Origin of the sequence: Mycetocola spongiae (genome assembly GCF_020424085.1) — a bacterium.
In the GTDB taxonomy this organism is placed as follows: Bacteria; Actinomycetota; Actinomycetes; order Actinomycetales; family Microbacteriaceae; genus Mycetocola; species Mycetocola spongiae.
This window is the reverse complement of the sequence record NZ_CP080203.1, coordinates 71,407-83,725: the sequence shown is the minus strand read 5'-3', so window position 1 is coordinate 83,725 and position 12,319 is coordinate 71,407. Positions and strand designations below refer to the sequence as shown.

General features: G+C 67.7%; 10 protein-coding genes. 1 reads left to right on the top strand and 9 read right to left on the bottom strand.

Annotation, left to right across the window (positions count from 1 at the left end; genetic code table 11):
* Positions 1-24: 24 nt before the first annotated feature.
* From KXZ72_RS00405 to rpsB, 5 genes are all read right to left on the bottom strand, one after another.
* Positions 25-1,035: a phosphatidate cytidylyltransferase gene (locus KXZ72_RS00405; protein WP_226081741.1), complete on the bottom strand. Its 1,011-nt coding sequence runs from the start codon at positions 1,033-1,035 to the stop codon at positions 25-27.
* A 42-nt stretch (positions 1,036-1,077) separates the two neighbouring features.
* Positions 1,078-1,632, bottom strand: a complete 555-nt coding sequence (gene frr / locus KXZ72_RS00400; protein WP_226081740.1) for a ribosome recycling factor — start codon at positions 1,630-1,632, stop codon at positions 1,078-1,080.
* 73 nt (positions 1,633-1,705) lie between these two features.
* Complete coding sequence (pyrH, locus tag KXZ72_RS00395; RefSeq protein ID WP_226081739.1) at positions 1,706-2,419, bottom strand: UMP kinase; 714 nt, start codon at positions 2,417-2,419, stop codon at positions 1,706-1,708.
* Positions 2,420-2,536: 117 nt separating this feature from the next.
* Positions 2,537-3,364: a translation elongation factor Ts gene (gene tsf / locus KXZ72_RS00390; RefSeq protein WP_226081738.1), complete on the bottom strand. Its 828-nt coding sequence runs from the start codon at positions 3,362-3,364 to the stop codon at positions 2,537-2,539.
* 26 nt (positions 3,365-3,390) lie between these two features.
* A complete protein-coding gene (gene rpsB, locus KXZ72_RS00385; protein ID WP_226081737.1) occupies positions 3,391-4,248 on the bottom strand; it encodes a 30S ribosomal protein S2 in 858 nt (285 codons plus the stop codon).
* 94 nt (positions 4,249-4,342) lie between these two features.
* Here rpsB and KXZ72_RS00380 point away from each other — a divergent pair, with 94 nt between their 5' ends.
* Entirely contained in the window at positions 4,343-6,301 is a 1,959-nt protein-coding gene (locus KXZ72_RS00380) for a murein hydrolase activator EnvC family protein (protein ID WP_318999895.1), read from the top strand.
* A 526-nt stretch (positions 6,302-6,827) separates the two neighbouring features.
* Here KXZ72_RS00380 and KXZ72_RS00375 read toward each other — a convergent pair.
* From KXZ72_RS00375 to KXZ72_RS00360, 4 genes are read right to left on the bottom strand one after another with little or no spacing between them, the layout of a single operon-like run.
* On the bottom strand, positions 6,828-7,742 hold the full coding sequence (locus tag KXZ72_RS00375) for a tyrosine-type recombinase/integrase (RefSeq protein ID WP_226081736.1): 915 nt from the start codon (positions 7,740-7,742) through the stop codon (positions 6,828-6,830).
* Positions 7,743-7,770: 28 nt separating this feature from the next.
* Positions 7,771-10,263: a DNA-processing protein DprA gene (gene dprA, locus KXZ72_RS00370; protein WP_226081735.1), complete on the bottom strand. Its 2,493-nt coding sequence runs from the start codon at positions 10,261-10,263 to the stop codon at positions 7,771-7,773.
* Positions 10,260-11,849 (bottom strand): YifB family Mg chelatase-like AAA ATPase, encoded by a 1,590-nt coding sequence (locus tag KXZ72_RS00365; protein ID WP_226081734.1) that lies wholly within the window; start codon positions 11,847-11,849, stop codon positions 10,260-10,262. Before KXZ72_RS00365 ends, dprA begins: the two co-directional genes overlap by 4 nt.
* Positions 11,846-12,205 carry a YraN family protein gene (locus KXZ72_RS00360; RefSeq protein WP_226081733.1) on the bottom strand — a complete coding sequence of 120 codons (360 nt, stop codon included), beginning with the start codon at positions 12,203-12,205 and terminating at the stop codon, positions 11,846-11,848. The genes KXZ72_RS00365 and KXZ72_RS00360 overlap by 4 nt, the downstream gene beginning before the upstream one ends.
* Positions 12,206-12,319 lie beyond the last annotated feature (114 nt).

Genomic DNA, 12,319 nt, shown 5'->3' with positions numbered 1-12,319 from the left:
AAACAGGAGTCGCGGCGACCCGGGTCATGAAGCGACGAGGGTGCTGAGCGGGCTAAACACCACAAAGATAGCAAATGCGAGTGGGGCGGAGGGCAGCATCGAGTCGAGTCGATCCAGGAAACCGCCGTGGCCCGGCAGCCAGGAACTCATGTCCTTAATGCCGATATCGCGCTTAATCATGGACTCCGCGAGGTCACCCACGGTGGCGGAAATCACGAGCAGCGCCCCCAGAATGGTGCCCACCCACCACGGCACCTCCAGCATAAACAGCGCGAGGAGGATACCGGCGATCTGGGCGGCAATCACCGCTCCGGCGAAGCCCTCCCAGGTCTTTTTGGGGCTGATCTTCGGGGCCATCGGATGCTTACCAAAGCTCAGGCCGCTGGCATAGGCTCCCACATCCACCGAGACAACCACGATCAGGAAGGCAAGCGCCCACCACTCGCCGTTCTCGCGCCGGGTCAGGGCCACCGCAAAGGAGGCCATGAAGGGAACATAAACCTGCACGAGGGTGATCGCGATCACATCGCGGAAAATCTCCGGCGCCGTGCGGCCATCCGCCTCGATCATCTGCGCGATGAGGCGCCACACCACGGCAAATGCGATGCCTCCTAGCAGCGAGGACCACATGACCACGGGGTCATTAAAATAGGCCGCCGTGACGATGCCCAGCGCGGCAATGACATTGGGGACCGGGTCGAGCTTACGCGGCGTGATTTTCAGCGCCGTGACCAGCTCAAACGTGGAAAAGCCCACAAAGATCAGCGCCACCAGGGCAAATAGGTCCTTGATGACGATCAGGCTCACCAGGAGAATCGCCCCGAGGCCCACACCGATCAGGATCGCGAGGATCAGATTGCGGCCGGTACGGGCCTCGATCCGCTCGTTTACCTGATCGATCTGGGCGCGGGTGGCGTGCACCTGGCGCTCAATATCGGCACGGGTTGCCTCAATTTTGGCGTGCAAAACCTCACGCGGATGACCGTGTGTATTATGCTCGCCGCCGTCGGCGGGATCCTCCTCGGGGTTAACCATGGAGGACCCGCCGCGTGGTGTTGATCGATATGGTCACGGGGATCAGATTTCGAGAAGCTCGGCTTCTTTGCGCTTCAGAGCCTCATCAATCGCGTCGATGCGCGACTTCGTGACGGTCTCCAGCTCCTTCTCCCCGCGGGCGACGTCGTCCTCGCCCACCTCGGTCTTCAGGGACTCGAGGTCTTCCTTGGCCTTGCGACGAATATTACGCACGGCGACCTTGGCGTCCTCGGCCTTGGTGCGCACCAGCTTGACATACTCCTTGCGGCGCTCCTCGGTGAGCTCGGGCAGCGATACCCGCACGACGTTGCCGTCGTTGGTGGGGTTCGCGCCGAGGTTCGGCACATCGCGGATCGCCTGTTCGATATCGCGCAGCGCACCCTTATCGTAGGGCGTGATGACGATGGTACGAGCCTCAATGTTATTCATTCCGGCGAGCTGACCCAGCGGGGTGGGGGTGCCGTAATAGTCAACATTGATCTTCTGGAACATCTGGGGGTTGGCCCGACCGGTGCGCACACCGGCGAAATCTTCCTTGGCAACCTCCACGGCCTTGTCCATACGGACGCCGGTGTCGGACAGTACTTCCGCGATCACGGGGACTCCTTAATATTTCACAAATCTGGGTTCATTCTATCGGGCGAGACACCTACGCGTGTCATCCCCCGGATTAGTTGCGAACGAGTGTTCCGATTTCCTCGCCGAGGATCGCGCGGGTGACGTTGCCCGAGGGCTCCATTCCGAAGACACGCATCGGCATGCCGTTGTCCATGCACAGGCTAAAGGAGGTGGAGTCCACAACCTTAAGGCCGCGCTGCAGGGCCTCCTGATACGTGATCTCATCGATGCGCGTGGCGGTGGCATCCAGGCGCGGGTCGGCGGTATAAACGCCGTCCACGCCGTTCTTGGCGACCAAAACCACATCGGCCTCGATCTCCAGGGCGCGCTGGGCGGCCACGGTATCGGTGGAGAAATAGGGCAGACCGGCACCGGCACCAAAGATGATGACGCGGCCCTTTTCCATGTGGCGCTCGGCGCGACGGGGAATATACTGCTCGGCCACCTGGGTCATGGCGATGGCCGACTGCACGCGGGTGGATGCGCCGGCCTGCTCCAGGAAGTCCTGCAGGGCGAGGGCGTTCATCACGGTGCCCAGCATGCCCATATAGTCGGCACGGCCGCGGTCCATGCCGCGCTGGGAGAGCTCGGCGCCGCGGAAGAAGTTTCCCCCTCCGACAACGATTGCGATCTCCACGGTCTTGGCCGCCTCGGCAATTTCCTTGGCGATGGCGCTGACCACATCGGGGTTCACCCCGAGGGAACCCCCACCAAATGCCTCGCCCGACAGTTTCAGAAGGACGCGTCGTTTTTCGCTCGGAGCCATGGTGTGTTCCCTTTCGTTCTCAAGTTCTGTGTCCAGGGTAGTCGGTCGCACCCCGGGTGGCGACATGGAAAAGGGAGCCCGGATCGCAAATGCAATCCGGACTCCCTTTATAAGAGCCTAGGCTCCGACCTTGAACCGCAGGAAGCCGGTGATGGTCAGGCCGGCGTCGGACGCGACCTTTCCAACCTGCTGCTTATTGTCCTTGGCGTAGTCCTGCTCCAGGAGAGCAACCTGCTTGAAGAACGAGGTCAGACGACCCTCGATGATCTTCGGCAGTGCGGCCTCGGGCTTACCCTCGCCGCGGCTGATCTCCTCAACGATGTTGCGCTCCTTCTCCACGAGCTCCGCGGGAACATCCTCGCGAGCGAGGAACTCCGGGTTCGCGAAGGAGATGTGCTGCGCGATCGAGCGAGCGGTCTCGGCGTCGTCTCCGGAATAACCGACGACTACACCAACCTGCGGGGGCAGGTCCTTGCTGGTGCGGTGAAGATAAACCTCGAACGCGTCGGCCTGGAGGGCTCCCACGTTGCGCAGCTCGATCTTCTCACCGATGATGGCGGCCTCATCGCTGATGAGGTCGGCAACACTCTTCTCGCCGGCCGAGGCGGCCAGGGCGGAGTCCACCGAGTCGGCGCCGGCAGCGGCAACCGCGTCCAGAACCTGCTCGGCGAGCTTGCCGAAGCGCTCGTTCTTGGCAACAAAGTCGGTCTCGCAGGCGAGCTCGATCAGGGTGGTGACGTTGCCCACGGTCTTGGCGGCAACGAGGCCCTCGCTGGTGGAGCGGTCGGCACGCTTAGCGTTACCCTTTGCTCCCTTAAGACGCAGGATCTCGGTGGCCTTCTCGACGTCTCCGCCGGCCTCCTCGAGTGCCTTCTTGGTATCGACCATGCCGGTACCCAGGGCCTCACGGAGGGCCTTCAGGTCAGCAATGCTGAAATTAGCCATTTTTTACAACCCCTCGATGGTAGGTGTTACTTGGTTTCTTCGGCGGCAGCTTCGGGAGCGGCGGCTTCCTCGGCTGCGGGAGCCTCAACAACGACGGTCTCCTCAACAACAACCTCGGCCTTATCGCCGGCGAGCAGTTCCTGCTCCCAGGCGGCGAGGGGCTCGGCTGCTGCCTGGCCCTCGGCGGGCTTCTGGTGACGCTGGATGAGGCCCTCGGCTGCGGCGTCGGCGATCACGCGGGTCAGCAGGCTGACCGAGCGGATGGCGTCGTCGTTACCCGGGATGGGGTAGGCGACCTCGTCGGGGTCACAGTTGGTGTCGAGGATACCGATAACGGGGATACCAAGCTTGCGAGCCTCGTCAATGGCGAGGTGCTCCTTCTTGGTGTCAACAACCCACAGAGCCGAAGGGGTCTTGGTGAGGTTGCGGATACCACCGAGCGACTTGTGGAGCTTGTCCAGCTCGCGCTTCTTGATGAGCATTTCCTTCTTGGTGAAGCCCGACTTAGCGGTGTCTTCGAAGTCCAGCTCCTCGAGCTCCTTCATGCGTGCAAGACGCTTGGAGACGGTGTTGAAGTTGGTCAGAAGACCACCCAGCCAGCGCTGGTTCACGTAGGGCTGGCCCACGCGGGTAGCCTGCTCGGCGATGGACTCCTGGGCCTGCTTCTTGGTTCCCACAAAGAGGATGGTTCCACCGTGAGCGACGGTCTCCTTGACGAAGTCATAGGCCTTATCGATGTAACCCAGCGACTGCTGCAGGTCAATGATGTAGATGCCGGAGCGCTCGGTGAAGATGAAACGCTTCATCTTCGGGTTCCAGCGGCGGGTCTGGTGCCCGAAGTGTACGCCGCTGTCGAGCAGCTGGCGAATAGTTACGACGGCCATGGCCGTACTCCTTTTCTCGGTTTTCCCCGGCATCGGATGACGCCAGGGCCTGGTGCCCGACACAGCCCCACAGACCCTCCGAGGAGGGTGACCGATGGGGGATGTGCATGTTCCGGACACGCGTAGTCGCCCCGATACACGGGACGCTCCAGCAATCCTAGCAGGATCGCGCTACCGCGCACCGTCCACAGGCCTGCCCGTCCGGGCGGTTTTCCACAATAACGGGGACGGATCCGCCAGTTTTCGGGGGAAAACGCAGGATGGAATCATGAAGAACACAATGCAGGTTTTCCCGGGGCCGTGGCGGCGATCCGCGTGGCGGCGGTGGCGCGCGCGTTGGGGGCTCCGCCGCGGCGTACAGGCTCGCGGCGAGCGGCCCGGCATCCTCGCCGTCGGCCCACGGTGCCCGAGGCCCCCATCGCTCCCCCGCGGCTACCCCGAGCACACGGCGAGCGCGCACCGCCGGGGATCCCTCGGTTGGCGCTCACTACCCGAAACCCCGCGGGTGTGGGGCGTGCCCCGCGGGCGGGGCGGGAGCCATCGGCACGGAGACGGGCGCGAAGTCGGACACAGAGGCGGGTGCGAAGGCGTACACGGGGGTGGGTGCGGAGGCGTACACAGAGGCGGGCGCAGGCTCGTTGACGTGGCCTCGGTCCAGAGTCAGCGCCCGGGCGGCGATGACGGCCTCCCACAGGGCCTGCCCAGCGGCCTCGGCTCACGGCCCACCCCGGCATTGCACGCCCGCTCCGGGACGCATCGCCTCTCACCCGGGCACCGCCGACGCGCACTCACGGCCCTAATCCTCCTCGCCGTGCTCCCGTGGGTGGTGACCATCGGCGGCCCCCAGGTCTCGCCCGTCCTCGCACCCCAGGAGGGTTCCGAGGGCACCACTCCCCCATCCCGCAGCAACATCAGCAACATCAGCAACAGCAGCAACAGCAACAGCAGCAACAGCAACAGCAACAGCAACAGCACGGATACCAAACGGCTTTCACTTGCGCCACGCCTCGGTCCGGTTCCACACCTCGGAGAGGCCTCACGCTTTGGCCCAGTTCCACACCTCGGTTCGGTTCCATACGTCGGAACAGCCTCACCCTTTGGCCCAGCGCCACGACTCAGTCCGGCTCCACACTTAGGTTCGGTTCCATACTTCAGCGCGGCTCCACACCGCGGATCGGCTCCACGACTCGGTCCGGCTCCATACCTCGGAACGGCCCCACAACTCGGCGCACCCCCACGGCACGTCGCGGCACCATGCCTCGTGAATGTCCTCCCCGCCAGACCCTTCCCGCGCGCCTCCGGGCTCCCCCGCGCCCTGTCGTCTTCCCGGGTCATATTCCGTTCGGCCACATCAGATGCGACACCACCACCCCCGCAGGCAATCGCCTCCCCCGTTTTGTGCCCGACCCTCGGATCCTCCTGGTTCACCGATTTCTCCCTCCCTTATACACAAGGCTCCACGTCCCTCACCAAATCACCGGGCACGCCGGGCACAACACGCATACCAGGCACAACCGGCACACCAGGCACAACCGGCATAGCGGGGACTCCGGGCACGTCAGGTAGAACGGGCATACCAGGAACACCGGGCAAAGCACATAAGCCGGGCATAACAGGCATACACACGGGCGCAGGCCACGCGGGCACGCGCTGGCCCTGGCCACTCGATCCACCCCCGCGTGTACTCCGCGAGTTTTCCGCGCCCCTCACCCCGTGGGGCCCGGGCCATCGGGGGCTCAACCTGGAGGCCACCCCGGGAACCCCGGTTTTTGCCCCCGCCGATGGCACGGTGGCATTCTCCGGATTTGTGGTCGACCGCCCCGTTCTCACCATCAGCCATCCGGGCGACCTGCGCAGCAGCTACGAACCACTCGACTCTCCCCTCACCGAGGGCGAACCGGTACGCCGCGGACAGCTCCTCGGCGTCGTATCCACCGGCGGCCAATGCTCGGAACGGTGCCTCTATATCGGCCTACGCAGCGGCGAGGAGTATATAAACCCCCGGCTCTATTTTGGAACCCCCGCCCGCATCGTGCTCCTCCCACCCCCATAAAACCCGAGGCTCGCGAACCCCACCGGCCGACCATTTCCTTCACGAAACCAAAAAATTTGCATTAAGGGTTGCCTAACCTAATTCTGTTCGCTAAATTGTGAAACGTGAAATAAATCCAGGTTCAGCTATCGCCCGGTAGTGGATTTATCACCGTTTCACTCGAACGGTTTATTCGCGCTTCATGTGCACGGCCTCCTGCACCACCGCAACAGACTGCCCGCCACCCTACCTCGGCGGGCAGTCGGCGTTTAACCCGGCGATACCGCACCCCGGCAGATACACAGGCACACAGCCTGCCGCCACCAGCCTTGCAGGGCCGCAGGGCCGCAGGGCCGCAGGGCCGCAGGGCCGCAGGGCCGCAGGGCCGCAGGGCCGCAGGGCCGCAGGGCCGCAGGGCCGCAGGGCCGCAGGGCCGCAGGGCCGCAGGGCCGCAGGGCCGCAGGGCCGCAGGGCGACCGTACCGATTACGTGCCGAAGATAATTCCGCTGCGCTGTTGATGCCGGTGGGGATGCCGCGGGGCGCGCGTCAGGCGCGCGGGTGGGCGGTGCGGTAGCTCTCCTTCAGACGCTCCGCGGAAACATGGGTATAGATCTGAGTGGTGCCCAGGGATGCATGTCCCAGAAGTTCCTGCACCGAACGAAGATCGGCTCCACCATCCAGCAGATGGGTGGCCGCGCTATGCCGCAGGGTATGGGGGCCGCCCCCGGTGAAGCCGGGAATATTTCCCAGCACACGATCCACAATCGAATAGGCGCTGCGCGAGCCGAGCCTGCCGCCGCGAGCACCAAGGAACACGGCATCGCCCGCGGAGGCCCCCTCGCCACGAAGCGCCGGGCGCCCGCGGGTGAGATAGGCGGTCAGCGCATCCCGGGCGGGCACCCCAAACGGAACCACCCGCTCCTTCGCGCCCTTACCCAGCACCCGCAGGGTTAAACGATCGAGATCAATATCGCCCCGGTCGAGTCCACACAGCTCCGCAACACGAATACCCGTGGCATATAGAACCTCCACCAGGGCACTATCGCGCAGCATGCGCGGATCCCCCGAGTCGGCGGCACCCCAACGCAGGGCCTCGAGCGCTGCATCCAGCGCCTCCGCCTGCGCAACATGCGGAAGGGTGCGACCCACCCGCGGGGATTTCAGCCGGGCAGCGGTATCGGACAGAATAAGGCCCTCACGCTCCATCCACGCCCCCCAGCCGCGCGCGGCCGCGGCGCGCCGGGCGAGGCTCGCCGCGGAGAGCCCCTGACCCGAAAGCTCCCAGAGCCAGTCGCGCAGGTTCTCCAGGGTCACCCCCTCCACGGCATCCACCCCCCGGCCCGCAAGAAACCGGGCCAGGTTGGTCAGATCGGAGTCATAGGCGGTGACGGTGGCCGGGGAATAATTGCGATCACGCGCGAGATAGTCCAGGTATTCCTCGACGGCTCGAACGATTTTCATCCGTTAACTCTGACATATAGTGCGCCCGCTAGCCGGCGGCGCGCCCACGCAGGAGCCGCCACCCCTCGCCGTTATCGGCCGCCTCGCCATAAAGCGCCAGAAGCCCCAGGGCCGCGCGCGCCGTATGCAGGGAGAGGCCGGCTTCGGCGGCCAACATCGTCACGCTCTTGGCCTGGCGATAACTCAGGGCATCCCGCATCCGACGCAGTTCCTCGGTATCCCGCAACGGCTCGCCGTCCGCACCGAATGGGGGCGCACCGCGGCGGCCCTCGCGGGTGGGCCGGCCCCGCCGCCCGGCTCCGGGACCCCGCAGTGGGGCATCCCGCGTCTCCTCCGGGGCGCCGCGGGATGTGGCCCGCGCTCCCCCTGCAGCGGGGGTAACGTCTCCGGGAGCGCCTCGGATATTGCCACGCCTGGCGGTGTCCCGAGCACCACTCGCGTCCGGACCCTCGCCGGAGAGGTTAAAGCCTGAATAGTCGGTGGGGATGGGCTCCGGAGGCAGCTCAAATAGCGGCTCGGCGGCGAGGGAATCGGGGGCGTCTTGGGGCGCGGGGGCGGAGGTGAGTGCCATGTCCTCGGCCTCGGCGGGCAGGGAGTTCCCCCTCGACGGAGCACCCGCCCCTGGCAGAGAACTCCCCCTCGACGGAGCACCCACGCCCGGCAGAGAACTCCCCCTTGGCGGGGCACCCGCGCCGGGCCGCGGAGGCGCGGTGAACCCGCGCTCGCTCGCGAGCCCGCCACGCACACCCGGGCCCGGGGCGCACCGCTCCCGCGCGGGTGAGGACACGCCCCTCCCGGGGGAGCGTTCGGGGACGATGCGACGCCCAGGCGGATGTCGGCTATCCGGATAGCGTGGGCGGGAGGTTATGCGCTCCGGGGCGGGCTCGCCCCGCTGCCTCTCCGTGCGCTCCGCGGCGGGCTCGCCCCGCTGTCTCTCCGTGGGCGCGGGGTGCGCCCGGCGCGGTTGGGTGGGGGCCGCCGGGGGCGCAGGGCGCTCGCCTGCCGCGGAGGACCCCGGCGGGGTTGCGGCCGCGCCGGCGGCCCCGCCCGGGAGATGGTTGAGGGGCGCGATGAGCTCGGCGGCGGTATCGGCATCGATGACCACCTGTGCCGCGTATTCCCTCAGGAGCCGATGACAGCCCGCGGAGGTGGCGGAGGTGACCGGGCCGGGGACGGCGCCCAGCGGACGACCAAGCGTGGCCGCATGAGCCGCGGTATTGAGGGAACCCGAACGCCACCCGGCCTCCAGCACGATGGTGGCCTGGCCCAGCGCCGCGATCAGCCGGTTGCGTTGCAAAAAACGCCATTTGGTGGGCGCGCCCCCGCAGGGAATCTCGGAGATAATGAGCCCCTCCCGGGCGATGCGCGAGATGAGGTGAGCATGCCCGCTGGGATAGGGGCGGTCTACGCCCCCGGCGAGCACCGCGATGGTGTGCCCGTGATTGGCCAGGCAGGCGCGATGGGCGATGCCGTCGATGCCATATGCCGCCCCCGAGACGATGGAAAAACCGCGTTCAACCAGGCCCGCGGTGATCTCCATCGTGACCTCCTCGCCATAGCGGGTGGAGGCGCGGGCCCCGACCAGCGAGACCGAGTGTTCAGCGGCGGCCAGGGCCCCGGCACCGCCGCGGGCCCAGAGCGCCACGGGGGCGTGATGCCCTAGATCGTCCACGCCGACCGGCCACTCCGGGTCTTGGGGCAGGAGCAGGCGGACGCCGCTGCGGCGCGCGGCCTCGAGGGCGCGGAATACCGGTTGCGCGGCAATTCGGGGGCGCCACCGGGCCTCGGCCTGTTCCAGGACGCGGATCAGCCCCTCGGGGTCGATGCCCTCCACCCCCTGCTCGCGGATGAGGGAGGCTGTGCGGGCCGCCGGCCATTCGTTTAGCACCGCACGCAGAGCGGTGGGGGCGCCCAGGCTCAGCAAGAGCATCCCCGCGACGCCGTCTCCGGGCTCGACAAAGGTGGACCAGGCGGCGTGGGCAAATGCCTGCTCCAGGAACGCGCGAAAGGCCGGGGAGGCGGGGTCAGGCTCGGCACCGGGGCCAGCGCGCCGCCCCCGCCCCCGCCCGGGCGCCGGGGGCGCTTCGGGAGCGGGATGGGCCCGGGACTCGGACACCCGCGCCGCCCCGCCGACCCCGCCTTCCCCCGCGCCGGGGGCCGGTTCGGACGCGGATTCCACCCCAGCCTCGCCCCCGGAAGCGGGCCGGGCCCCGGGAACGGGCGAAGCCGGGGCCGATTCGGGAAGGCACGGAGCGGCGGGGGCCCGCGCGGGAGGCTGCTCGGCCGCCTGCTCGGCCGGATCGGACCCGTCTGCGGACGCGGCACCGGGGGACGCGCCTCCCGGCAGAGAGGGCGCGGACCCGATATGGCCCCGCGCACAGACTTCCGGGAGGGAGCCGCCCGGCGCGGCGTTGGCAGGCTTGGAGAGCGCGCGTTCCCGGTCGAGGCCATCGGGGCGCACCCCGAGGATCGCCGCCCGGATGACGTCGAGGGGCAGGCCAAAAAGCGCGTTTGGGGTCATAATGTGGTTCCTTCCCGGAGATAAAGGGCGCGGGCGATATGCGCGGCCGTGGGGCGCGGGGCACCCGCAAGATCGGCGAGGGTCCAGGACATGCGGAGGACGCGATCATAACCACGCATGCTGAGCCTGCCGCGACCCAGCGCCTCGTCTAGCACCTGCACCGAGGGAAGCGGAAGCGCCTGCCCGGGCGAACGCAGCCACGCGCCGGGCACCTGGGCGTTTGTATGCCAGCGGGTATCGCGCAGGCGATGCCGGCAGCGCGCGCGGGCCTCCCCCACCCGCTCCCGGGCCTCAAGCGTATGCTCACGCGGGTGCGGCTCCCGGGCGAGGCGAAGGGCGGTGAGGGAGAGCGGGCGCACCCGGATGCGAATATCTACCCGGTCGAGTAGCGGCCCGGAGATGCGGGCCTGATATTTTCGGATGGCCTGCGCCGGGCACGTGCAGCTGTGGTCGGGCTCACCAAAGCGGCCGCACGGGCAGGGATTGGACGCCAGCACCAGCTGGAAGGAGCCCGGGAAGGTGGCCACACCCACCGCGCGGTGAATGACGATGCGGCCGTCCTCGATCGGCTGCCTCAGGGCATCAAGCACATGCGCGGTGAACTCCGCGGCCTCGTCGAGGAAGAGCACACCGTGCACGGCGCGGGCCGCGGCACCCGGGCGGATCAGCCCACTCCCGCCCCCGATAATGGCGGCGGCCGTGGCGCTGTGATGCGGGGCCTCCCACGGCGGGCGCCGCGAGACCACCCGCCCGAGGGTGATGCCCGCCAGAGAGTGCACCGCGGCCACCTCCAGGGCGTCACCCACCGAAAGATCGGGGAGCAGCCCGGGCAGGCGCGCCGCGAGCATCGACTTACCGGCACCGGGCGGGCCCACCAGCGCCAGATGATGCCCACCCGCGGCCGCCACGATCAGCGATTCGAGGGCGTCGTCTTGGCCCAGCACATCGGCGATATCCGGCGGCGGCGCCTCGGGTGCGGACCGCTCCGGACCCGCCGCCCCCGGGACCGCCTCCGCCTCGCGCTCCCGCGCCGCGGCGCCTGCGGCCGGCTCCTCCTCCTCGGGCGGGCGCAGCTCGGCACCGTGCCACAGCGCGGCCTCCCGCAGGGAGCCCACGGCAATCACCCGCGCCTCCGGCACTAGCTCGGCCTCGGCACGATTGGCCTCCGGGACCATGATGGTGGTGCGGCCCGCGCGACAGGCCGACATAACCGCGGGCAGCACCCCCACCGTGGGGCGCAACCGGCCGTCGAGCCCCAGCTCACCGATATGCACCACGCCATCTACCGAGGACGCGGATACCCGCGCATCGGCCGCAAGACAGGCGAGGGCAATGGCCAGGTCAAACCCCGAACCGGCCTTGGGCCGGCTCGCGGGAGAGAGATTCACCGTGATGCGCCCGGTGGGCAGCCGGCACCCGGAATTGGAGGCGGCCAGGCGCACCCGCCCCTCGGCCTCGCCCAGGGAACGATCGACCAGCCCTATAATGACCAGGCGCGGCAGGCTCTGGCTGATATCGGCCTCGACCTCCACGAGCTCACCCTCGATCCCCACCAGTGCCACCGCCCAGGTGCGCCCCACGCTCACGGCTGCACCCCGCGAAAATGCTCGATCTGCGGCGGATCGCGCGGGCTTAACAGCACGGAAACGACATCGATACGCAGCGGCGGTTGCGCGGCGCGCTGCACCCGACGCCACTCCCCCGCCAGCACCTCCAGGCGCGCGAGCTTCCGCGCGGTCACGGCCTCCGCGGGATGCCCCGCGACCAGGGAACGCCGCGTCTTCACCTCGACCACGGCAATGACACCCCGCGGATCCCGCGCAATGATGTCTACCTCGCCAAAGCGGCAGCGCCAATTGCGCGCAAGAATCCGGAAATGACGCCGCCGCAAAAAACTCACGGCAATGGCCTCGCCCAGCTCACCCCACTCGGAATTATGCATCCTGGCCTCCTCACCTGCTTCTATCCTGATCCCCATCCCCTCTCCGCGCACCGCCCGTCTCATATCTGGGGATAACTTTTCCCCCGGCCCATTCCCTGGGGATGATCACCCCAC

What these genes read in the sequence shown, in the direction of transcription:
- KXZ72_RS00360 (WP_226081733.1), bottom strand. Translation starts at nt 12,205, where the DNA reads ATGCATAATTCCGAGTGGGGTGAGCTGGGCGAGGCCATTGCCGTGAGT.
- tsf (WP_226081738.1), bottom strand. Translation starts at nt 3,364, where the DNA reads ATGGCTAATTTCAGCATTGCTGACCTGAAGGCCCTCCGTGAGGCCCTG.
- KXZ72_RS00405 (WP_226081741.1), bottom strand. Translation starts at nt 1,035, where the DNA reads ATGGTTAACCCCGAGGAGGATCCCGCCGACGGCGGCGAGCATAATACA.
- rpsB (WP_226081737.1), bottom strand. Translation starts at nt 4,248, where the DNA reads ATGGCCGTCGTAACTATTCGCCAGCTGCTCGACAGCGGCGTACACTTC.
- KXZ72_RS00380 (WP_318999895.1), top strand. Translation starts at nt 4,343, where the DNA reads ATGGGGGATGTGCATGTTCCGGACACGCGTAGTCGCCCCGATACACGG.
- dprA (WP_226081735.1), bottom strand. Translation starts at nt 10,263, where the DNA reads ATGACCCCAAACGCGCTTTTTGGCCTGCCCCTCGACGTCATCCGGGCG.
- KXZ72_RS00375 (WP_226081736.1), bottom strand. Translation starts at nt 7,742, where the DNA reads ATGAAAATCGTTCGAGCCGTCGAGGAATACCTGGACTATCTCGCGCGT.
- pyrH (WP_226081739.1), bottom strand. Translation starts at nt 2,419, where the DNA reads ATGGCTCCGAGCGAAAAACGACGCGTCCTTCTGAAACTGTCGGGCGAG.